This is a genomic window from Acidovorax sp. (assembly GCF_021287135.1).
In the GTDB taxonomy this organism is placed as follows: Bacteria; Pseudomonadota; Gammaproteobacteria; order Burkholderiales; family Burkholderiaceae_C; genus Acidovorax.
Window position 1 is genome coordinate 33,595 of the sequence record NZ_JAJTBB010000080.1, and the last position, 20,910, is coordinate 54,504.

Sequence of the window (20,910 nt, forward strand, 5' to 3'; positions counted from 1 at the left end):
GCCGCGCCGTACATTCAGTTGCAAACGTGCGGGACGGGGCTGCACCCCGGATGGCGCAGGAGGTGCTTCACGCTCCGGGCAGGGCGGGTTCCGCAGCCTGGGCCGGGCCTCCCGGTAGCGCCTGCTGGGGTTCCATGGCCAGGCGCAGCAGCGCCCGCACGAAGCCGTGGTCCGAGCGGGTGCGGTCGCGGCCTTCGTGCAGGTGGTCGTTGAAATAGTCCACGCGCCGGACGTCGCCAATGCTGTTGCGGCCGTTGCGCACGAACTCTTCGCTCACGAGAATCTGGTCCAGCACGCTGGGCGTGCCTTGGTGGATGTGGGAGAAGGCCACGTCTTTCTTGAGCGCCGAGTCCCCCTGCAGCTCGTAGGCGTTGAACAGCGCCACGTCACGTGCCGAGCGGTCGTAGGCCACCTCGTTGGTGGCGCACAGCAGTTGGGTGGTCACGCTGTCGGGCGTGTCGTTGAAGTCGCCCAGCACCACCAGCGGCACGCTGGTGCGGTGCAGCAGGTCGATCACCAGGCACCGCAGGGCCATGGCCTCGGCCCCGCGCATGATCAGTGCGCGCAGCGACGCCAGCGCCATGATCTTGTGGTCGTCGCGGTCTTCCAGCGGGTTGCCCAGCGCGTCCTGCAGGAATTTCGGGCGTTTGGATTTGAGATGGGCCGTCAGCACATTCAGGCGCTGGCCGTGCTTCATGCGCAGTGTCGCCACCAGGGGCGGGCGCTCAAACCGGGTGTGGCGGCCGAGGCCAGGCACTGCCACCTCAAAGCCGGGGGGAAAGTCGGCAAACGACTGCAAGGCTTCCACCTTGAGCCGTGTGGCAATGCCGACCCGTGGCGTGCCTTGGGCGCCGTGCTGCGTGGCGTTGTTTTCCGCACCGGGCACGGCCACGAAGCCGTAGCGCAGGCCGCTGCGTGCCAGTGCGCCCTTGAGCGCCGCTTCGTCCCACACCTCCTGCACGGCGAGCACGTCCGCATTCAGCACCCGGAAACGCTCGCCCAGCCAACTGAGCTTGCGCTCAAACTCCGTGGCTGTGTAGGCGTCCTGGTTGGGATAGAACATGCGCCCGGCATTGGCCAGGTTGAGCACGTTGCAGGTGGCCACCATCAGGGTGGCCAACGGGAGAAGCGGGTCGTTGGGGCGCATGGGCCCAAGCATCGCACAACGGGCAGCGGCGCCTGCCGCGCTCGCCCATGGCCGGCTCAGCGGTTGAAGGAGCCGCCGCGCGAGCCGCCGTTGCCGCGGGATCCGTTGCCCCGCCCGCCACCGTAGCCGCCGGTGCCGCCACCACCGCCGCCACCGCTGCGGTAGCCCCCGCCGCCGCCACGGCGGCCACGGTCGGCCATGCTGTCTACGCTGGTGCGCATCGGGTCCGGTTGGCCGCCGCCGCTGTGGCCGGCGTTGCGGTGCACGGGCGTGCTGTGCCCCAGGTGCGTGCCCAGGTGGGCGTTGGCGCGGGGCGGCTGGGCGTCATCGTTGCGGTAGCCGCCGCCGTCCTGGCGGGCCGGGCGCTGGCGCGCCGCGGCTTGCGGCTGAGGGGCACCGCGTCCGCCGCGCCCGCCGTTGCCCTGGCCTTGGCCTTGGGAATTGCCGCGGGACGCACCGCCGGAGGCGCGCCCGCCACCGCCGCCTGCATTGCCGCCACCGCCCTGGCCCTGGCGTCCGGAGCGCTCGCCTTGCGTGGCCTTGTTGGTGCGGATGCGCTCCATCATTTCGCTGCGGGCTGCCTTGGCAGCGGCCTGCATCACTTCGCGGCTGGGGGGCTTGCCGGCACCGCCCCAGATGGTCTGGCGGCCCATGGCAATGGGCTCGGCCTTCTCGCCGGGTTCGGGGCCGAAGCCATCGATGACCTGCACGGGGATCTGCTGCTTGGTGAAGCGCTCGATCTCCATCATGAAGCCTTCCTCGTCCATGCAGACCAGGCTCACCGCCTCGCCGGTGGCGCCGGCCCGGCCGGTGCGGCCGATGCGGTGCACATAGTCTTCGGGGACGTTGGGGATTTCGTAGTTGACGACGTGCGGCAGGTCGTCAATGTCGATGCCGCGGGCGGCGATGTCGGTGGCCACCAGGGCGCGAATGTCGCCGCTCTTGAAGCCGGCCAGCGCCTGCGTGCGGGCGCTCTGGCTCTTGTTGCCGTGCAGGGCCATGGCCTGCACACCGTTCTTGGTCAGGAACTCGGCCACGTTGTTGGCGCCGAACTTGGTGCGCGTGAACACGAGCACCTGGCTCCAGTTGTGCTGCTGGATGATGTGCAGCAGCACCTGCTTTTTCTTGCCGCGGCCCACGGGGTGGATGACCTGCGTGATGCGCTGGACGGTGGTGTTGCGGGGGGTGACCTGGATGCTCTGGGGGTTCTTGAGCAGCGTGCCGGCCAGTTCGCGGATCTCGTCGCTGAACGTGGCCGAGAACAGCAGGCTCTGCTTGTCCTTGGGCACCAGGGCCAGCACCTTCTTCACGTCATGGATGAAGCCCATGTCGAGCATGCGGTCGGCTTCGTCCAGCACCAGCACCTGCACGGTGGAGAGGTCCAGGAAACCTTGCTGCTGCAGGTCCAGCAGCCGGCCCGGGGTGGCTACCAGCACGTCCACACCGCGCTTGATGCGGTCGATCTGCGGGTTCATGCCCACGCCGCCAAAGACCACGGTGGAGTTAAGGTCGAGGTACTTGCCGTATTCGCGCACCGATTCTTCCACCTGCGCGGCCAGTTCGCGGGTCGGAGTCAGCACCAGGGCGCGCACGCCCTTGCCGCCAAACTTGCTCTTGGGTGCGACGCCCTGGGCAAGGCGGTGCAGCATGGGCAGGGTGAACGCGGCGGTCTTGCCGGTGCCGGTCTGTGCGCCGGCAAGGAGGTCGTGGCCTTCCAGCACGGCGGGAATGGCCTGTGCCTGGATGGGCGTGGGGGTTTCGTAGCCCGTTTCGTGCACGGCCTTCAGAATGGCAGGAGCCAGGTTCAGTTCATCAAATGTCATGTCGTCGGATGCGCCCGTCCGGGGCGCTGGGTATCGGCCTGTCGTGCAACCCGGAGGTTGTCGAGCCAGTCTCTCAGGCTGATGAGGTTCAGGATTGGGAGCCTGGAAGCATGGCTTCCGTCGTCCCCAGCAGAGTGCTGATGCGGCGGGCAACTGGAGTCCGCAGCGCCGGGTATTGTCGCATGCCCCGATAATTGCGGTTTGCTGGCGGAAATTCCGCGCTTCTTTTTCCTAGAAACGACACCAATGGCCCAATACGTTTATTCGATGAACCGTGTCTCCAAGACCGTGCCGCCCAAGCGGCAGATCTTGAAGGACATCTCCCTGAGTTTCTTCCCCGGCGCCAAGATCGGCGTGCTGGGCCTGAACGGCTCGGGCAAGTCCACCTTGCTCAAGATCATGGCCGGGGTGGACAAGGAGATCGAGGGCGAAGCCATCCCCATGCCGGGCATCAAGATCGGCTACCTGCCGCAGGAGCCGCAGCTCAACCCCGAGCACACCGTGCGCGAGAGCGTCGAGGAGGCCATGGGCGAGGTGTTCGCCGCCAAGGCCAAGCTCGAAGAGGTGTATGCGGCCTATGCCGAGCCCGACGCCGACTTTGACGCCCTGGCCGCCGAACAGGCGCGGCTGGAAGCCATCATCGCCACCGCAGGCACCGACTCCGAGCACCAGCTGGAGATCGCCGCGGACGCGTTGCGCCTGCCCCCCTGGGATGCCAAGATCGGCGTGCTCTCCGGCGGTGAAAAGCGCCGCATCGCGCTGTGCCGCCTGCTGCTGTCCAAGCCCGACATGCTGCTGCTGGACGAGCCCACGAACCACTTGGACGCCGAGTCCGTGGATTGGCTGGAGCAGTTCCTGCACCGCTTTCCTGGCACCGTGGTGGCCATCACCCACGACCGCTACTTCCTGGACAACGCGGCCGAGTGGATTCTGGAACTGGACCGCGGCCACGGCATTCCTTACAAGGGCAACTATTCCGAGTGGCTGCTGCAAAAGCAAAACCGCCTGGAGGCCGAGCAAAAGGGCGAGGAAGCCCGCGCCAAGGCCCTGAAGAAGGAACTGGAGTGGGTGCGCCAGAACGCCAAGGGCCGCCAGGCCAAGAGCAAGGCGCGTATCGCCCGCTTCGAGGAACTGAGCGACTACGAATACCAGCGCCGCAACGAGACGCAGGAAATCTTCATTCCTGTGGCCGAGCGCCTGGGCACCCAGGTCATCGAATTCAAGAACGTCACCAAGTCGTTTGGCGACCGTGTGCTGATCGACAACCTGACGTTCAACGTCCCTGCGGGCGCCATCGTGGGGATCATCGGCCCCAACGGCGCCGGCAAGTCCACGCTGTTCAAGCTGATTGCGGGCAAGGAGCAGCCCGACAGCGGCGAGGTGGTGATCGGCTCCACCGTGAAGATGGCCTTCGTGGACCAGCACCGCGATGCCTTGTCCGACGAGAAGACCGTGTGGGAAGACATCTCGGGCGGCCTGGACATGATCAACATCGGCAAGTTCACCATGGCCAGCCGGGCCTACGCAGGGCGCTTCAACTTCAACGGCGGCGACCAGCAAAAGAAGGTGGGCATGCTGTCGGGCGGTGAACGCGGCCGCCTGCACCTGGCCAAGACGCTGATCCAGGGCGGCAACGTGCTGCTGCTGGACGAGCCCTCCAACGACCTGGACGTGGAAACCCTGCGCGCCCTGGAAGACGCGCTGCTGGAATATGCGGGTACGGTGTTGGTTATCAGCCACGACCGCTGGTTCCTCGACCGGATCGCCACGCACATCCTGGCCGCCGAAGGTGATAGCCAATGGACGTTTTTTGACGGCAATTACCAGGAATACGAAGCCGACAAGAAAAAGCGTCTGGGCGAAGAGGGTGCCAAGCCCAAGCGCATGCGCTACAAAGCCCTCAAATAAGGCGCCGAGTCCGGTACGATTGCAACCGGAAGTAATTCGCTCGACCGCCTCCTCCCCACCATGCCTTCGCCCGCGTCCCGTTCGCGAACAGTTTTTCGCGCCTGCGTCGTCAATGCGGTGCGTGGCGGCGAAGCGCTGATGCAGGAGCTCGTCAAGGTCACGCAGTCGGCCTTGACGGAGGAGGAGGCGGCCGTGCGCAACATCCAGCAGCGCAATCTGGTCAGTGATGGCCTGCGCCTGCTGAACCAGCACGAGGCCGCGCTGGTCAAGGGTTATTCCATGGCCCTGCTGGAGATCTTTGCCGAAGGTCCGTCGGCCGCCCGGGGGCGCACAGCCGCCGAAGAAACCGGCATGGACTTTGGCGAGCTCTCGCTCATGGACGACAACGAGATGCAGGCCCAGGTGGAGCTGTCCAAGGCCCAGCAGTCGGCACTCCATGCCACCGATGCCGTCCTGGCGGAACTCAACACCCTGGTCAGCTCCGCCCAGGGGCTGCGCAGCGTGCAGCCCGAGCGCAATCCCCTGCGGCCGGAGAGCTATATCCGGGCGCTCCAGCGGGTGGTGGCCGACACTGGCGTGCCGGCCGAGGTGCGCCAGCTGTGGATGCAGCACATGCGCGACCTGCTGGGCAAACTGCTGGTGGCTGAATACAAGAAGGCGGCGGACAGCCTGCGCGAACACGGGGTGCAGCCGGTCGGTTACGCCGTGCTGGGAACGCCTTCCGGAAACTCCGGGCGCGGCACGGGGGGCTACGGCGGGGGCGCGCCGCACACGGGCATGGGCACGGGTTACGGCGGTGCATATTCCGGCTACGGACATTCGATGAGCGCCCCGATGGGGAGCGACTATGGCCCTGCGGGCTACGGCCGCCCCACCGGCCCCGCCACGGGGTGGAGTGGAGAGTCCCTGCAGCCCGGCATTGCACCCGATGCGGAAGAAGCGCTGCTGACGGTAGGCATCCTGCGCCAGATGCTGGCGGGCGGGGATCCTTTTGACCCCCGGCCTTATGGCGCCATGCCGTCGCAGCCCGTGGCGCTGCAGCCGGGCGCTGCGGCGGTCGTTGGCGCCGTGCCGGCGGCGGTGCCTGCGGGTGGTTACTTCCCCGCCGGTGCGGCCGCGGAGGCGCTGGAAGACATGGCGCAGCTGGAGCGCCTGGTGGGGCGTCTTGCGGGCAGCGTGTCCGCCACGGCCTCGCTGCAGGCGCCGCTGTCGAGCTGGCGCGGCCCGGGCGTGACGCCCGTGGTGTACGCCGCCATGCCCATGGAGGCGGCGGCGCAGTCGACGGCGATGGCCGTCGAGGTGGTCGGCCGCATGATGGACAACATTGCCCAGGACGCCCGCCTGCTGCCGCCGGTGCAGCAGGCCCTCCGGCGCCTGGAGCCGCCGCTCAAGCAGCTGGTGGTGAACGACGGGCGGTTCTTCACCGACGCCAACCACCCGGCGCGCCGGCTGCTGGACGAGCTGACCCAGCGTGCGCTGGTCTTCACCGCAGAGTCCGCGCCAGGGTTCGGCAGCTTCATGCGGCTGGTGCAGGGCGCCGTCGAGCACCTGACCACCCACGAGATCAAGGACGCTGCGCCCTTCAACATGGTCCTCAAGGCCCTGATGGCCGCCTGGGAAACCCAGGAGCAGAAGATCAAGGCCCACCAGCAGGCGCAGCAGCAGGCCGCACTGCAGGCGGAGCAGCGGCTGATGCTGGCAGAGAAGACCGCGGCAGACATCCGGCGGCTGCCGGACGTGGAGAACGTGCCTGCCGACGTGCTGGATTTCGCGGCCGGTCCGTGGTCCGACGTGATCGCCCTGGCGCAGGTGCTCAAGGGCGGCGACGGCCAGAACGAGGATCCGGGCGGCTATCTGGCGCTGGTGCCTGTGCTGCTGTGGAGCGCACAGCCTGAACTCACGCGGCAGGAACCGGACCGCCTGAACGAAGCCATTCCCGGCCTGCTGGCCAAGTTGCGCAAGGGGCTCAAGACGATTGACTACCCCCCGGTGCAGACCAGCGCCTTCCTGCAGCGGCTGGTGGGCTTGCACCAGGCGGCCTTCGAGAAGCCGGCCCCCGCGGCAGCGCCGAAGCCCGAGCCCGAGTACGAGCCCGAATCCGTGGTGGAGGCTGAAGCCGCGTCCACACCGGCTGCGGAGCCTGATGTGCCCGCTGCCTCGTCGGAATTGGTGCCCGTGGATGCAGGCCCGTCGGTGGCCGGGTCGGTGGAAGAGGTTCCCGACCCGTTCGCGGATTTCGTCATTGGTGCGTGGGTGGAACTCGTCACCAATGGCCGGGTGGTGCGCACGCAGCTGACCTGGGCCAGCCCGCACGGCACGCTGTTCCTCTTCACCGCCGCCGATGCGAGCACGCAGTCCATGACCCGGCGCATGCGCGACAAGCTCGCGGCAGAAGGCTCCCTGCGCGTGGTGCCACCCGAAACCCTGGCCGCTGGCGCCGGGAGTGCGTCGGCAGCGGACCCGTCGCGCAGGTCGTCCTCCCGGAAACCCGCGTCCACCGCCCGGTCCTCCAAGGCCCGCTGAGCGGCTGGCGCCGCCGCCGGGCACCGGGGCCCCGGCAGGACTTGGCCCGGGCTGTCAGGCGCGCAGCAGCTTCTTGCGCACCAGGTGGATGTGGTTGCGCAGCGCGTAGAGCTCGTCCGCGTAGGACAGGGGCACGCTCACCTTTTCCACCTGGGCTTCCAGCGCGTTGAGCGCCTGGACCGTTGCGTCCGTGTCGGCCTTGCCGGCTTCCACCGCGTTCTCGATCTCGCGCAGGCGCCCGTACCAGCGGAAGACCCGCGAGCGCACGCGGAACTGGTACAGCGGCGGGACCACGCGCGACAACGGCAGCATGACCGCCAGCAAGATGCCCAGCACCAGCCACATGCGTTCGATCAGGTTGGCCAGCCAGAACGGCAGGTAGCGCTGCAGCATGGGCACCGGCTCGTTCATGGCGCGGTCGCCTTCCTTGGCGATGGGCAGTTCGCTGTTGCGCGAGTTGGGAAACTCCCGGGCGCGGTTGAACCAGCCTGCGCCGCCGTGCATCTTTTGCGCGTTCTGCGCAAACAGCGTGAGCAAGGCGGGGTGGGTGCCGTCGCGGGCCAGCAGGGACGTGGTCGATGCCACCAGGCGCACATCGCGCTGGGGCACGTTGCTGGCCAGGTCCACCACGCCGCGCGGCAGCGTCACCGGGCTCAGGAAGGGGAAGCGCCGCGCATAGGCTTCGTGCTGGGCAAAGTCCAGCAGCTGAACACCGGGCGTCTGCAGCAGCATCTGCACCATTAGTGATTCGGGGGCCGAGGCGAACACCAGCGCGTCCAGCCGGCCCGCCAGGAACTCCACGGTGGCGGGTGTCTGCTCCAGGCGGGTCATCTTGACGGCGCCCGGCGGCACCTTGTTGGCGTCCAGCAGGCGTTCCATGAGCTTGGGCACGCCGCTGCCGCCCGAGCCCACGTTGACCCGCCAGCCGCGCAGCTGGCGCAGGCTGTCGATGTGCGGGGCCCTGGCCAGGCGCTGGGCGGTTTCCGTGCGGTAGAACAGCCACACGGGCTCGACAAACAGGCTGCCCAGGGACACGAGCGTGTCCGCGTCGTCGGGTTGCAGCTCGGCCGTGCCGCCCTGGACAAAGGCGACATCGGCCTGGCCGTCGCGCAGCAGTTGCAGGTTGTGGGACGAGCCTTCACTGGGCAGCAGCCGCACCTGGATGCCGTCCACGGCCAGGGCGCTCTGGTAGCGCTTGCCGAATTCCTCGTAGGCGCTTTGCGCGGGGCCCGTGGCCAGCGTGACGGTGGCGGGCGGCGTCGGGTTCAGCCACCAATAGGCGAGCAGCAGCAGGCCCACGGCCAGAAAGGCAAGGGGGCCGGCCGACACGATCAGGTCGCGCAGGGTGAGCAGGGTGTTGCGAAAAGCCTGGGGCATGGGAGGATGGTATCTGTCACGGAAGAGGCCCCGGCGCCATCAGGCACGCCGGGGTGCGGGGGGCGCCCGCGGAGGCCGGGTCAGCCCGCGGAGGCCGGGTAGCCCGCGCGGGCGGTGCCGCCCTGGAGATCCTGCGCGCCCGGCAGGTACAGGCCCTCTGCCGTGGTGAGGCCGCGTGCGGCCAGCGCAGCGCGGGCCGTGGCGCGGGCCACGGCCTCGGCGGCCATGGTGGCCAGCACCATCATGCCGGGGTTGTGGCCGGCCCGGCCGGTGCCCAGGCTGAAGAGGGTGTCGCCGTCGGACTGGGTGTGCACCGGGTTGATGCTGCGCGCCAGCCCGTCGTGCGCCGCGATGGCCAGGCGGTGGGCCTGTGCCTTGGTGATGGCGGCGTCCGTCGCCACCACGCCGATGGTGGTGTTGGTTCCGGCGAGCAGGGGCTGGGGCGCGTCGCCGCGCAGCAGGGCGCGGCGGGTATCGCGCAGGTGCAGGCCGTCGTCCGTGCGGGCGCCGGCAATCACCTGGGCGGTGTCGGGGTCGATGACGTCGCCCAGGGCATTGCAGGCAATCAGCGCGCCCACGGTGACGCCGGCCACCGTGACGGAGGCGGTGCCGATGCCGCCCTTCATCGCGCGCTGGATGCCGAAGATCTTGCCCAGCGCGGCTCCCGTGCCCGCACCCACGTTGCCCTCGGCCGGGTCGGCGGTGGAGGCGGCCTGGCAGGCCGCGTAGCCGGCGGCCGCGTCGGGGCGGATGCGCATGTCTCCCACCAGCAGGTCGAACAGGACGGCCGCCGGCACGATGGGCAGGCGGCCCACGGCCACGTCGAATCCGACGCCCCGCTCCTCCAGCCAGCGCACCGCGCCGGTGGCCGCGTCCAGGCCCCAGGCGCTGCCGCCAGCCAGCATCACGGCGTGCACCTGCTCCACCAGGTTGGAGGGGTGCAGCAGGTCGGTCTCGCGGGTGCCGGGCGCAGCGCCGCGCACGTCCACGCCGGCCACAGCCCCGTCGCGGGCCAGGACCACGGTACAGCCGGTGGGCCGGCGCGTGTCGGTGAAGTGGCCCACTTCAATGCCGGCCACGCGGGTGATGCTGCCGGCGTCGGCGGCAGGGGAGGAATGGGGGACGTTCATGGCCGCCCATTATCGGCGGCGGCCCGGGGCGCTTCAGGGCGCTTTCTCGATCCGGGTCACGTAGTACCCGCCCTGGATCTGCTCGGCCCGAAAGCGCACCCGGTCGCCCACGTTGAGCGCTGCCAGCAGCGCGGCGTCCTGCACGCGGAACACCATGGTCATGGGAGGCATGTTCAGGTTCTTCAGCTCGCCATGGCGCAGGGTCAGCTTGAGGGCCTTGGCGTCAAGGCGGGTGATCTCGCCCTCGCTCAGCTCGGACGCGGCCTCGCCCGGAGCGGTGGTGTGGTGGTCGGCATGGGTGTCGGCGGCCGTGGCCGGGGCCTGGGCAAAGGCGGGGAGTGCGCCGGCAAGCAGGCAGGCGCTAACGAGGGGGTGCAAGGGATTTTTCATGCGGAGGCCTTGGTGTGGTTGTAGCGCTTGAACACGCGGGTGCTGCCGTCGTGCGCGACCAGCAGCACGTCGTACGGATCGCGGCGGCCGCCGTACACGGGGCCGTCCATCCCGGGGGAACCCACCGGCATGCCGGGCACGGCCAGGCCCAGGGCCTTGGGCTTTTGCTGCAGCAAGGCGCGCACGTCGCTGGCGGGAACGTGGCCTTCCACCACGTAGCCGCCCACCAGCGCGGTGTGGCAGGACCCGAGCTTCTGGGGCAGGCCCAGGCGGGCCCGCACGGCGTTGTTGCCTGTGGCATGAACGGTCACCTGGAAGCCGTGGGCCTCCATGTGGTCCACCCAGTCCTTGCAGCAGCCGCAGCTGGGGTCTTTCCAGACCTCCACCGGCACGGCACTGGGCGTGGCGGCCGGGGACCAGCGCGGGGCCAGGGCGGCGGCCAGGCCGGCGCCCAGCAGGGGCAGGGTGGTGGCCAGCCATTGGCGGCGGCGCAGGGGGGCGGGGGTTGCAGTCATGGTGTTGCTCCTGAAAAAGGGATCACGGCTTGCGGGGGTGCACCGTGAGGGTGCCGGTCATGCCCGCCTGGTAATGGCCGGCCACCAGGCACGCAAAGGCGAAGGTGCCCGGGCGGTTGAACTGCCACACGATCTCGCCGCGCTGGCCGGGCGGGACGTGGGCCATGTCGGGTTCGTCGTGCTCCATGCCGGGGTGCTTTTGCATCATTTCGGCGTGCTGTTCCAGCGCATCCGGGGTGCCGATGACGATCTCGTGCAGCACCTGGCCCCGGTTCTCTGCCCGCAGGCGCACGGTTTCGCCTTCGCGCACTTCGATGTGGCGGGGGGCAAAGCGCATGTCGTCGGTCATGCGGACGGTGATGGTGCGGGTTGCAGCGGGGGCGTCGCCAGCGATGCCCCACGCCTTTTGCTCCTTCACCACCGCGGCACGGTGGCCGGCGTGCGGCGAATTTTCATGGCCAAAACTGCCTCCAGCGCTTATCAATAAAGCGCAAGCAGCTATCAATTTGATAGTTTTCAAGAACCTCTCCTTGTCAATGCTGGTGGCCGCCGTCGGCCGGTTTGCGCGCGCTGGGCGCTGCCGGGGCGGTGCCGGGCGTGTCGGTGCGCGCGGGGCGGGGCGTGCTGGCTGCAGGGCCATCCCATTCGTAGGCCTGGGTGCCCGGCGGGTGGCGGAAGTCGCCGGGATCGCGGTAGTCCCCGGTGGCCAGGTCTGCGCGCACCTTGAGCGTGGTGAACATGCCGCCCATCTCCAGCGGGCCGAACGGCCCCGTGCCCGTCATCATGGGGAAGGTGTTCTCGGGCAGGGGCATTTCCATGGCGCCCATGTCGGCCATGCCCCGCTCGCCCATCACCATGTAGTCGGGCACGATCTTCTGGATCTTGCCCACCAGGCCCCGGTGGTCCACGCCGATCATGGTGGGCACGTTGTGGCCCATGGCGCCCATGGTGTGGTGGCTCTTGTGGCAGTGCAGCGCCCAGTCGCCCAGCTCGTCGGCAATGAACTCGATCTGCCGCACCTGGCCCACCGCCACGTCGGTGGTCACCTCGGGCCAGCGGGCGCCTGGGGGCACGGGGCCGCCGTCGGTGCCGGTCACTTCAAACTCGTGCCCGTGGATGTGGATGGGGTGGTTGGTCATGGTGAGGTTGCCGATGCGGATGCGCACGCGCTCGCCGCGCCGCGCCACTAGCGGGCTGATGGCGGGAAAGACGCGGCTGTTCCAGCACCAGATGTTGTGCTCCAGCATGGTGTTGACCTTGGGCGTCATGCTGCCGGGCTCCACGTCAAAGGCGTTGATGAGGAACGCGTAGTCGCGCTGCACCTTGGCAATGTGCGGATGCTGGCCCTTGGGGTGGGTGATCCACAGGCCCATCATGCCCATAGCCATCTGCACCATCTCGTCCGCATGGGGGTGGTACATGAAGGTGCCCGGGCGGCGCGCCACAAACTCGTACACATAGGTCTTGCCGGGCTGGATGGCGGGCTGGGTGAGGCCGCCCACGCCGTCCATGCCGTTGGGCAGGCGCTGGCCGTGCCAGTGGATGGTGGTGTGTTCGGGCAGCCGGTTGGTGACGAAGATGCGCACGCGGTCGCCTTCCACCACCTCGATGGTCGGGCCGGGGCTTTGCCCGTTGTAGCCCCACAGGTTCACGAAAAACCCGGGCGCCACCTCGCGCACCACGGGCTCGGCCACCAGGTGGAACTCCTTCACGCCGGCGTTCATACGCCAGGGCGTGGTCCAGCCGTTCAGGGTGACCACCGGCGTGTAGGGGCGCCCGGTGGGCGGGTGCAGCGGCGGCGCGGTGTCGGCGCTGGCCTGGGAGGCCGGTTCGGGGAGCGCGGCCAGGGCCGCGCGGCTGACGGAGGCGGCGGCCACGGCCGTGGCGGCGCCAGAGAAGAAATTGCGGCGGTTCATGTCAGTGGCCTTGCACAGTGGGGGTGGCGGAGGTGCCGGGGGCGATGCCTTGCAGGCTGCCGGGCGAGGTGCCGGTAACCGCGAGTTGCAGGTCGGTCTCGGCCAGCCAGAAGTCGCGCTGCGCCTCGATGGCGCCGGCTACGGCCTGGGTGCTGTTGCGGGCTTCGGCCAGCAGCTCCCACACGCTGGCAAGCATGCCGTTGTAGCGCCAAGTGGTTTCCTCGCTGATGAGCTGGCGCAGGGGCACCACCTCGGCCTGCTGCTGGCGCGCCAGGTCCAGCGCCGTGCGGTAGGTGGCCCAGGCGGCGCGCACTTCGCTGCGGGCCTGCACGGCGGTGTCCTGCAATTGGGCTGCGGCCTGCTCCACCTGGGCCTGGGCACGGGTGCGCGCCGCGCCGCCCCAGTCGAACAGGGGCAGGGGCAGCTCCAGCTCCCAGCCGCGCCGGATGTCGCGCTGACCGCTGTCCCGCGCGGTGGTGGTGTTGCGGCTGTACGCGAGGCCGATGTCGCCAAACACGGCGCCGGCGCCGCTCCAGCCCTGGCGGGCCGCCTGGGTGTCGAGCTGGCGGCGGGCCGCCTGCACGTCCAGCCGTTCGCGCAGGGCGGTGGCTTCCAGGCCCTCGGCCGGCAGCGGCTCAGCCGGCAGCGGCGGCAGCTGCAGCGCCAGCTGGTACTGCGTCTGCGTGCCCCACAGCCCCAGTTGGCGGTGCAGTGCCTCGCGTGCGGTGGTAGCCGCCAGCCGGGCACGCGCCTGCTGGGCGCGGGCGTCGTGCAGCACGGCCTGTTCCCGGGCCCATTGCAGGCGGCTCCAGTTGCCCACGCCGACCATACGGCGGGCGAGTTCGGCGCCCGCTTGCGCGGCCTCCACCATGCGGTCGTTGGCGGCCGCCACCTGTTCGGCCGCCACGGCGCGCAGCCAGGCGCGGCGCGCCTCGGCGGCAAGCGCCACCACATCCTGCGCGGCCTGCAGGGTGGCAACCTGCAGGTGCTCGGCCTCGCGATCGGTGCGCCAGGGCAGGGTGACCAGGTCGAGCAGGCCGAAGGCCAGGCTGCGTTCGATTTCCCGCTCGTGCGTATTGGCGAAGCGGCCCAGGGTCAGATGCGGGTTGGGCAGGGTCAGGGCCTGCACGCGCTCGGCGTCTGCAATGCCCAGGGCCGCCAGCCGGGCGCGCAAGCCCGGGTTGTTCAGGAGCGCAATGCGCACGGCGGTGTCTTGGGTGAGCGGCTCGGCCAGCCAGCGCTGCAGAGATTCCTGCTCCGCAGCACGGGCCGCCGCGCTGGTGCCGGGCAGCACTGGCGTCACGCCGCCGGTGCGCCCGGCGGCGAGGTGGGCCACGTCGCCACGCAGCCCGTCGGGCGCAACGCTGGCACACCCGGCCAGCAGGGCCGCGGCAGCGGCCAGGCTGGCCGCGCGGTATCGCAGGGCGCCGCTCATGGCCGTGCTCCCGGCGCCATGCGGCGGTGGGCGTGTTCCGGCGGGTGGCCAGGATGGTGCGCCGCCGCGTGCCCGGTGTGGCCGGACGCCGCGGCTTGGGGGGCTGGGGCGGCTGGACTGCCGGTGTGCGATTGTTCCCAGGCCAGGATGTCGGCATGGCCGCGGGGAAACGCGGCGACCGCGCTGTTGGCTGCGTGCCAGGCGTGCGGCGCGCTGGGCGTGCCAGGCGCGGGGGGAAGGGCCACTGGCGGGGTATACGCCAGCGGGGCAGTGGGCGCGCTGGCCATGGCGGCAGGCGCGGCCAGGTCGTGCGACAGGGGTTCGCTGGGTTGGGCAGCGGCCGGCAGCGGGGCGGCCCAGGCCAGCCAACCGCTGCACAGCAGGGCTGCGGCGCGGGCGGCCGACGGGTGTTGGGGGGCGCGGGGGCGCATGGTGTCAATCTCCAGAGATCGGATGGGAGGCAAGGTGCCGGGCCGGCTCCGCGGGGGGGGCGGGGCACGGCGCAGCGCGGCGTGGCGTGGCGTCAACGGCGTCAAGGGCGTCAAGGGCGGCACCGTGGCCGGCGCAGTGCGCGCGGCATCGGTGCTGGGCCTGTGGCGCAGGCGCTCAGCGGCCCGTCACCCGGGCGGTCCAGGGAACGCGAGGGGCGTGGGTGGCCTGTGGCAGGGGCGTCTTGCAACGCTTGCAGATGGCCGCACGCAGCCCAGGCGGTCCGCCAAAGACCGGGGGACGGGCTCTGGGCTCAGCCGATGGGCGGTTTGATGGCCTGGGCGGAAAGGGCGCTGTCGAAGCGCGTACGTGCCGCGGGCAGCGCACAGGACGGCAGGCTTTGCGCTCCAACCGTCGCTGCCACGGTGCCCAGCATGGCAGCGTGGCAGATCTCGCAGGCGGAGCAGGTGCTGGACTGGTGGTCGTGCACGGAGCAGCCGCCGGCACCGCCTTCGTCCGCGCACCCGGGGGCCGCAGCCAACGGCTCGGCAGGATGCTGGGCTGAAGGGCCCGCATCCTGCTGATGAAGAGGCTGGTGGGCGTGGCCCTGGTGGTGATCGTGGTCTTGGTCTTGGTCTTGGTCTTGGTCGTGCGCGTGCTGCACCGTAGCGGGCGCCTGCGGAAGCACGGGCGGGAGCACGCCGGCTGCCATGGCGGTGCCGACCAGTCCCCGAAGGACCAGCACCACCATCAGAACCAGAGCCAAGCCGCGACGCATGCCGTGAATGATACGGCGCGGGCGCATCGGTTCCCTTGGCCTGGCGCAAACCGTCCCCGCGGTGAGGGTAAATAAGGGATGCCGGGCGGATGGGGAAGGCGATACGATGCGGCACGGTGTTCGGTGAGTAGCCGCGTCCGCAGCAGCGGGATCTGGCGGAATACTTTGGCAAGACGAGAGGGGCGGTATGCCTTCATGGCTTGTAGGAACCTGGAGTACCTTGTCGGCCCGCATCCGTTGGCTGGTGCTGGTGGCCACGCTGCCTGCCGTGCTGTTGGCGGTCTACCAGGCGCGCGTGCACCGCATGGACGCCATCGCGGCGGCGCAAACCCAGGCGCAGGGCACCCTGCGCGCGGTGGCCGCCACCCAGCAGCGCCTGGTCCAGAACACACGCAGCTTCTTGTTCCAGCTGGCCTCGATGCCCCCGGTGCACCGCCCGGCAGACCCGCAGTGCGGCAAATACCTGGCCGAGGCGCTCGCCCTCAATGCCATCTACGTCAACCTGGGCGTGCCGCAGTCCAATGGCGAGCTGCTGTGCAACGCCCGACCCCTGAAAGGGCCGGTGAACGTGGCGAACCGCCCGTATTTCCAGGAGGCGATCACCCAGCGGAGTTTTGCAGTGGGCGCCTTCCAGATCGATCGCGCGGCCCAGGTGGCCAGCCTGAACTTCGCGGTGCCGGTGATTCCCGCGGGTGGGCAGGAGGTGGTCGGCGCCGCGGTGGCGGTGGTCTCGCTGGAGTGGTGGAGCGCGCGTCTGGCCGATCTGCGCCTGCCGGAGGGCGCGGTAGCCCGGGTGACGGACGCGCAAGGGCTGGTCGTAGCCCGCTTTCCGCCGGACGCGCAGGAGCTGGGCAGCCGCTGGATCGATGGGGACCTCCGTCTGGCGCTGCAGCGTTCGGGCGAAGGCGTGGTGCACCGCCGCGATGCGCAGGGCCTGCGGCAGATGGTGGCGTTTCAGCCGTTGATCGAATCCGGCGGGAAGACGGTGGCCACCATGAGTCTTGCCGTGCCGCTGGACCAGCTGCATGCCGCGGCCGACCGCCTGCTGTGGACGGAGATGGCCTTCCTGCTGGCTGGTCTGGCGTTGTCTTTCTTGCTCGCGCAGCAGGGCGTGCAGCGCGGCGTCATGCGGCCGCTGCAGCGGCTGCTGCAGGCCACCGACGCACTGGCCCAGGGCCGCTATGCGCCCCAGGCGCTGGGAACCGGCCTGGCGGAGCTGACCGAACTGGGCCAGCGCTTTGACCGCATGGCCCGGACGCGGCAGGACGCCGAGGCGCAATTGCGCCAGAGCGAGGAAAACCTGGCCATCACGCTGCATTCCATCGGCGATGCCGTGGTGGCCACCGATGCGCAGGGCCGGGTCACGCGCATGAACCCTGTGGCGGAACGCCTGACCGGGTGGCCTTTGCACGAGGCCGCGGGCCGGCCGCTGGGGGAGGTTTTTCGCATCGTCAACGCGTCGACGCGGCTGCCCCAGGTAGACCCGGTCCGGCTGGCGATGGAACGTGGCGACGTGGTCGCGCTCAGCAACCACACCACCTTGCTCGCCCGGGACGGTTCCGAGTACCAGATCGCCGACAGCGCCGCCCCCATCCGCAATGCCCACGGAACCATCGTCGGTGTCGTGCTGGTGTTCAGCGACGTGACCGAGGCCTACCGGGTGCGCCGCAGTCTGGAAGCCAACGAGGCGCGGTTTCGCACGCTGGCGGCCCTGTCGTCGGATTGGTATTGGGAGCAGGACGCGCAGTTCCGGCTGAGCTGGATCGAGGGCAGTTCGGAAAACCTGCCCGTGCAGGAAGCATCGCAGCTCATGGGCAAGACCCGCTGGGAGATCGCATCGCCCGGCATGGACGCGGCACAGTGGGAGGCGCACCGTGCCCAGCTGGCCCGCCACGAGCCCTTCCGCGACTTCGAGTTTCCGCGCTCCGACCGCACGGGGCAGGTGCATTGGATGTGCATCAGCGGCACGCCGATCTTTGACGAAGACGGCGTGTTTTGCGGCTACCGCGGCGTGGGCAAGGACATCACCCTGCGCAAGCGCGACGAGCACGAGTTGCGCATCGCCGCCATTGCGTTCGAATCGCAAGAGGGCATGATCGTGACGGACGCCCAGACCGTGATCCTGCGCACCAATCGGGCCTTCAGCCGCATCACCGGCTACAGCCCCGAGGACGTGGTGGGCCGCCGCGCCAGCCTGCTGGCCTCGGGCCACCACGACAAGGCCTTCTTCGATGCCCTGTGGGCCAGTCTGGCCGCCACCGGCGAGTGGAAGGGCGAGGTGTGGAACCGCTGCCAGAGCGGAGCGGTCGCCCTGCACGCCGTGGTTGTCAGCGCGGTGAAGGATGCGCGCGGCGCGGTCACCCACTACGTGGCCACGCTCCGCGACGTGACGGCCCAGGCCGAGGCCGCGCGGGAGATCGAGGCCCTGGCCTTCTACGACCCTCTGACGCACCTGCCCAACCGCCGACTCATGCTGGACCGGCTGCAGCGGGCCTTTGCCACCAGCACGCGCACGGGCATGCAAGGGGCGCTGCTGTGCCTGGACCTGGACCACTTCAAGACCCTGAATGACACCCTGGGCCACGACATGGGCGACGTGCTGCTGCAGCAGGTGGCCCAGCGGCTACAGGCCTGCGTGGGGGAGGGCGATACCGTGGCGCGCCTGGGCGGCGACGAATTCCTGGTATTGCTGGAAGACCTGGACGCCCAGGCCACCGAGGCCGCCGAGAAGGTGCAAGACGTGGGCGAAAGGATCCTGGCGGCGCTCAACCGGCCGTACCAGCTGGCCTCCCACCACGTGCACAGCACCACCAGCGTGGGCGCCGTGCTCTTCAGCGGTCAGGGGCAGACGGTGGAGGACGTGGTCAAGCACGCCGACCTGGCCATGTATGCCGCCAAGACCGCGGGGCGCAATGGCATCCGCTTCTTCGACCCCCGGATGCAGGCCGCCGTGACGGCACGGGCCGCCCTGGAGAACGACTTGCGGCAGGCGCTGGAGCAGGGCCAGTTCACGCTGCACTACCAGGCGCAGGTGGGCTGCGGCGTGCGGGTGGTGGGCGCCGAGGCGCTGATCCGCTGGAACCACCCGGCGCGGGGCATGGTGCCGCCGTCCGACTTCATCCCGTTGGCCGAGGAGACCGGCCTCATCGTGCCCCTGGGGGCCTGGGTGCTGCGCACGGCCTGCGAGCAGCTGCGGCGCTGGCAGGACCATCCCGTCACCGCCGATCTGCAGCTGGCCGTGAACGTGAGTGCGCGCCAGTTCCGCCAGGCTGACTTCATCGAGCAGGTCGTCACGGTGCTGCGGCAGACCGGGGCCCGGCCCGAGCGGCTGAAGCTGGAACTCACGGAGAGCCTGGCGCTGGACAACGTGGACGACACCATCGCCAAGATGAACGGGCTGCGGGCCCTGGGGCTGCGGTTTTCGATGGACGACTTCGGCACCGGGCAGTCGTCGCTGTCCTACCTCACGCGCCTGCCGCTGGACCAGCTCAAGATTGACCAGAGCTTTGTGCGCAACATCGGCATCCAGCGCACGGACGCGCTCATCGTGCAGACCATCATTGGCATGGCGCAGAGTCTGGGAATCGACGTGATCGCCGAGGGTGTGGAGACGGAGGCGCAGCGCGCCTTCCTGGAGCACCACGGCTGCACGCTGTGGCAGGGCTACCTGTTCAGCCGGCCCGTGCCGGTGGAGGTGCTGGAGGAGCGCCTGCGCAGCGGGCTGGGCTGGCAGGCGCCTGTGTAGAAGCCTGCCGCCCACCGCCCGCGGTCACACCGCCATGTAGCGGCCCGGGCGGTGGTTCATGGCCAGCACCAGGTTCAGCGCTACGGCCCCGGCGATGGACCACACCACGCGCAGGGGTTCCACCATCCACAGCGCCAGCAGCACGATGCAGCAGTCCACGGCCATCTGCACCTTGCCGGCGCGCCATCCATAGCGGTCCTGCAGGTACAGCGCCGCGATGCCCACGCCGCCCAGGCTGCAGCGGTGGCGGAACAGCACCAGGAACCCGGTGCCCGTGATCAGCCCGCCCGCGATGGCGGCGTACAGCGGTTGCAGGCGGGCAAACTGCAGAAACTGCGACTGCCACTCGGTCACCACCGACAGCAACAGCACGGCGGCAAAGGTCTTGAGCGTGAACGCCCGGCCCAGCTTGCGCAGCGCGAGCCAATAGAACGGCAGGTTCAGCACGAAAAAGATCTTGCCGAAGCCAATGCCCGTGGCGTAGTGCAGCAGAAACGCCAGGCCTGCCGTGCCGCCTGTCAGCAAGCCGGCACTGGAGAAGAACGCGATCCCCACCGAGATCAGCAGCACCCCGGTGAAGATGGCCACCGCATCTTCGGTCAGCGTATGAGGCACGGCCAGCGGGGCGGCAGGAGCGCCGGCAACAGCGGCGGACGGGGCAGGGGCGGCGGGAGCGTTCGGCATGGCGGCAAGGGGTGGGCGCGGGCGTGAAAGCGGCGATTGGAGCATGCGCGCCCCTGGCAGGGCTTGTCCCCGGTCAAGAAAACGCGGGCAGCGGAGGGGGGCGGAGTCTGCTGCGCGCCCGGCGCACTGAAGATGTAACACGTGCAACGCCAGGCTGCGGAAGTTGGGGGCCTGGCGCTTCCTGCGAAAATAGCGGGTTTTGCCCGTTTCAGGGTCCGCCCGTTGCGCCTTGGCGCTGCGGGCAGGGCGCGGAACGGGGCGATGCATGCACCAGCACCACCGGCTTCACCGTTCACGACTCGTACGCCTGCTCCAGCAATGGACGCAGGTGCAGGCTGCGCCTGGGCGTGCGGACCGTGGGGACCTTGCGGAGCAGCTCAGCCAATGGCTCAGCACCGTGGATGCCGTCAAACTCGGCCGGTGGCTGCACCAGTTGGAGTCCGCAGACGGGTTCGACGGCGACGCTGCGGACCCGGTGCCGGCCCTCGACGTGCCTGCGCTGCAGGCCGGGCTGGACGCGGCGCGGGCCGAATTGTCCGCACTGGTGGTGGCGCCCCCCACCCGGGCCCGGGCGCCGCGCGAGCGGGCCGACCACACCCCGGTACCGGGGCCGGACCCCGAGACGGAAGCCGACTTTGCCACGCACGCGGCCCGTTACCTGGCCACGCAAAAGCAGATGGAGCTGCGGCTGGCCACGCTGCGGGGGGACATGCGGCAGCACCTCTCGGGCGGCCCGGCGGCGCTGCGGCGCCTGGCGGCCCTGGACGCCGCCATGGAGCAGATGCTGGCCGCGCGCGAGCAAAAGCTGTGGGCATCGCTGCCGGGCCACTTGGAGCGGCGCATGGCGCACCGGCGCACGCGCTACCAGCAGCAACTGGAGGCCGCAGGGCAGGACGACGACCCGCAGCGCTGGCGTGTGCCCGGCGGCTGGCTGCACGGCTTTGAGCAGGACCTGCGCGCGCTGCTGCAGGCCGAGCTGGAGGTGCGGCTTCAGCCGCTGGAGGGCCTGCTGGAGGCCGCCCGGGCCGCGCCTGGAGGCAACGGCCCGCCCGCGGGCGCCGGAAATGAAACCGCCACAGAAACAGTGACAGATTGGTAATTTGGGAATGA

General features: G+C 69.8%; 16 protein-coding genes. 4 read left to right on the forward strand and 12 right to left on the reverse strand.

The genetic code is table 11. The annotated features are described in order from the left end of the window. Positions 1–67: 67 nt before the first annotated feature. Both LWW96_RS18975 and LWW96_RS18980 read right to left on the reverse strand, forming a co-directional pair. Entirely contained in the window at positions 68–1,147 is a 1,080-nt protein-coding gene (locus tag LWW96_RS18975; protein WP_291489419.1) for an endonuclease/exonuclease/phosphatase family protein, read from the reverse strand. A gap of 56 nt (positions 1,148–1,203) precedes the next feature. Continuing rightward, positions 1,204–2,970 (reverse strand): DEAD/DEAH box helicase, encoded by a 1,767-nt coding sequence (locus LWW96_RS18980; protein WP_291489420.1) that lies wholly within the window; start codon positions 2,968–2,970, stop codon positions 1,204–1,206. A gap of 246 nt (positions 2,971–3,216) precedes the next feature. Here LWW96_RS18980 and ettA point away from each other — a divergent pair, with 246 nt between their 5' ends. Together ettA and LWW96_RS18990 are read left to right on the forward strand one after the other, a co-directional pair. After that, positions 3,217–4,878 (forward strand): energy-dependent translational throttle protein EttA, encoded by a 1,662-nt coding sequence (ettA, locus tag LWW96_RS18985; RefSeq protein WP_291489421.1) that lies wholly within the window; start codon positions 3,217–3,219, stop codon positions 4,876–4,878. Positions 4,879–4,938: 60 nt separating this feature from the next. Next, positions 4,939–7,401, forward strand: coding sequence for a DUF1631 family protein (locus LWW96_RS18990; protein ID WP_291489422.1), 2,463 nt, complete (start codon positions 4,939–4,941; stop codon positions 7,399–7,401). Positions 7,402–7,455: 54 nt separating this feature from the next. On the opposite strand, the gene LWW96_RS18995 is transcribed toward LWW96_RS18990, so the two are convergent. The 9 genes from LWW96_RS18995 to LWW96_RS19035 all read right to left on the reverse strand — a co-directional run bounded on the left by LWW96_RS18995 (position 7,456) and on the right by LWW96_RS19035 (position 15,359). Continuing rightward, positions 7,456–8,778 (reverse strand): TAXI family TRAP transporter solute-binding subunit, encoded by a 1,323-nt coding sequence (locus LWW96_RS18995; protein WP_291489423.1) that lies wholly within the window; start codon positions 8,776–8,778, stop codon positions 7,456–7,458. 80 nt (positions 8,779–8,858) lie between these two features. Continuing rightward, on the reverse strand, positions 8,859–9,908 hold the full coding sequence (locus LWW96_RS19000; RefSeq protein ID WP_291489424.1) for a P1 family peptidase: 1,050 nt from the start codon (positions 9,906–9,908) through the stop codon (positions 8,859–8,861). Positions 9,909–9,941: 33 nt separating this feature from the next. Next, on the reverse strand, positions 9,942–10,298 hold the full coding sequence (locus LWW96_RS19005) for a copper-binding protein (protein ID WP_291489425.1): 357 nt from the start codon (positions 10,296–10,298) through the stop codon (positions 9,942–9,944). Then, complete coding sequence (locus tag LWW96_RS19010; protein WP_291489426.1) at positions 10,295–10,813, reverse strand: DUF411 domain-containing protein; 519 nt, start codon at positions 10,811–10,813, stop codon at positions 10,295–10,297. Before LWW96_RS19010 ends, LWW96_RS19005 begins: the two co-directional genes overlap by 4 nt. 22 nt (positions 10,814–10,835) lie before the next feature. Next, the gene (locus tag LWW96_RS19015) at positions 10,836–11,333 is read right to left on the reverse strand and encodes a cupredoxin family protein (RefSeq protein ID WP_291489427.1); all 498 of its coding nucleotides are present in this window, start codon (positions 11,331–11,333) and stop codon (positions 10,836–10,838) included. 13 nt (positions 11,334–11,346) lie between these two features. After that, positions 11,347–12,729: a copper oxidase gene (locus tag LWW96_RS19020; RefSeq protein WP_291489428.1), complete on the reverse strand. Its 1,383-nt coding sequence runs from the start codon at positions 12,727–12,729 to the stop codon at positions 11,347–11,349. Between the two features lies 1 nt (position 12,730). Then, on the reverse strand, positions 12,731–14,164 hold the full coding sequence (locus LWW96_RS19025; RefSeq protein ID WP_291489429.1) for a TolC family protein: 1,434 nt from the start codon (positions 14,162–14,164) through the stop codon (positions 12,731–12,733). Beyond that, a complete protein-coding gene (locus LWW96_RS19030; RefSeq protein WP_291489430.1) occupies positions 14,161–14,595 on the reverse strand; it encodes a hypothetical protein in 435 nt (144 codons plus the stop codon). The genes LWW96_RS19025 and LWW96_RS19030 overlap by 4 nt, the downstream gene beginning before the upstream one ends. Before the next feature lie 311 nt (positions 14,596–14,906). Continuing rightward, positions 14,907–15,359 carry a hypothetical protein gene (locus tag LWW96_RS19035; RefSeq protein ID WP_291489431.1) on the reverse strand — a complete coding sequence of 151 codons (453 nt, stop codon included), beginning with the start codon at positions 15,357–15,359 and terminating at the stop codon, positions 14,907–14,909. 199 nt (positions 15,360–15,558) lie between these two features. Here LWW96_RS19035 and LWW96_RS19040 point away from each other — a divergent pair, with 199 nt between their 5' ends. Then, complete coding sequence (locus tag LWW96_RS19040) at positions 15,559–19,116, forward strand: EAL domain-containing protein (RefSeq protein WP_291489432.1); 3,558 nt, start codon at positions 15,559–15,561, stop codon at positions 19,114–19,116. A gap of 24 nt (positions 19,117–19,140) precedes the next feature. On the opposite strand, the gene LWW96_RS19045 is transcribed toward LWW96_RS19040, so the two are convergent. Further along, positions 19,141–19,800: a YitT family protein gene (locus LWW96_RS19045; protein ID WP_291489433.1), complete on the reverse strand. Its 660-nt coding sequence runs from the start codon at positions 19,798–19,800 to the stop codon at positions 19,141–19,143. 265 nt (positions 19,801–20,065) lie between these two features. Here LWW96_RS19045 and LWW96_RS19050 point away from each other — a divergent pair, with 265 nt between their 5' ends. Further along, complete coding sequence (locus LWW96_RS19050) at positions 20,066–20,899, forward strand: DUF3348 family protein (RefSeq protein ID WP_291489434.1); 834 nt, start codon at positions 20,066–20,068, stop codon at positions 20,897–20,899. Positions 20,900–20,910 lie beyond the last annotated feature (11 nt).

Excerpts from the sequence above, each read along its gene's own strand:
- LWW96_RS18975 (WP_291489419.1), bottom strand. The coding sequence starts at position 1,147 with ATGCGCCCCAACGACCCGCTTCTCCCGTTGGCCACCCTGATGGTGGCC.
- LWW96_RS18980 (WP_291489420.1), bottom strand. The coding sequence starts at position 2,970 with ATGACATTTGATGAACTGAACCTGGCTCCTGCCATTCTGAAGGCCGTG.
- ettA (WP_291489421.1), top strand. The coding sequence starts at position 3,217 with ATGGCCCAATACGTTTATTCGATGAACCGTGTCTCCAAGACCGTGCCG.
- LWW96_RS18990 (WP_291489422.1), top strand. The coding sequence starts at position 4,939 with ATGCCTTCGCCCGCGTCCCGTTCGCGAACAGTTTTTCGCGCCTGCGTC.
- LWW96_RS18995 (WP_291489423.1), bottom strand. The coding sequence starts at position 8,778 with ATGCCCCAGGCTTTTCGCAACACCCTGCTCACCCTGCGCGACCTGATC.
- LWW96_RS19000 (WP_291489424.1), bottom strand. The coding sequence starts at position 9,908 with ATGAACGTCCCCCATTCCTCCCCTGCCGCCGACGCCGGCAGCATCACC.
- LWW96_RS19005 (WP_291489425.1), bottom strand. The coding sequence starts at position 10,298 with ATGAAAAATCCCTTGCACCCCCTCGTTAGCGCCTGCCTGCTTGCCGGC.
- LWW96_RS19010 (WP_291489426.1), bottom strand. The coding sequence starts at position 10,813 with ATGACTGCAACCCCCGCCCCCCTGCGCCGCCGCCAATGGCTGGCCACC.
- LWW96_RS19020 (WP_291489428.1), bottom strand. The coding sequence starts at position 12,729 with ATGAACCGCCGCAATTTCTTCTCTGGCGCCGCCACGGCCGTGGCCGCC.
- LWW96_RS19025 (WP_291489429.1), bottom strand. The coding sequence starts at position 14,164 with ATGAGCGGCGCCCTGCGATACCGCGCGGCCAGCCTGGCCGCTGCCGCG.
- LWW96_RS19030 (WP_291489430.1), bottom strand. The coding sequence starts at position 14,595 with ATGCGCCCCCGCGCCCCCCAACACCCGTCGGCCGCCCGCGCCGCAGCC.
- LWW96_RS19040 (WP_291489432.1), top strand. The coding sequence starts at position 15,559 with ATGCCTTCATGGCTTGTAGGAACCTGGAGTACCTTGTCGGCCCGCATC.
- LWW96_RS19045 (WP_291489433.1), bottom strand. The coding sequence starts at position 19,800 with ATGCCGAACGCTCCCGCCGCCCCTGCCCCGTCCGCCGCTGTTGCCGGC.
- LWW96_RS19050 (WP_291489434.1), top strand. The coding sequence starts at position 20,066 with ATGCACCAGCACCACCGGCTTCACCGTTCACGACTCGTACGCCTGCTC.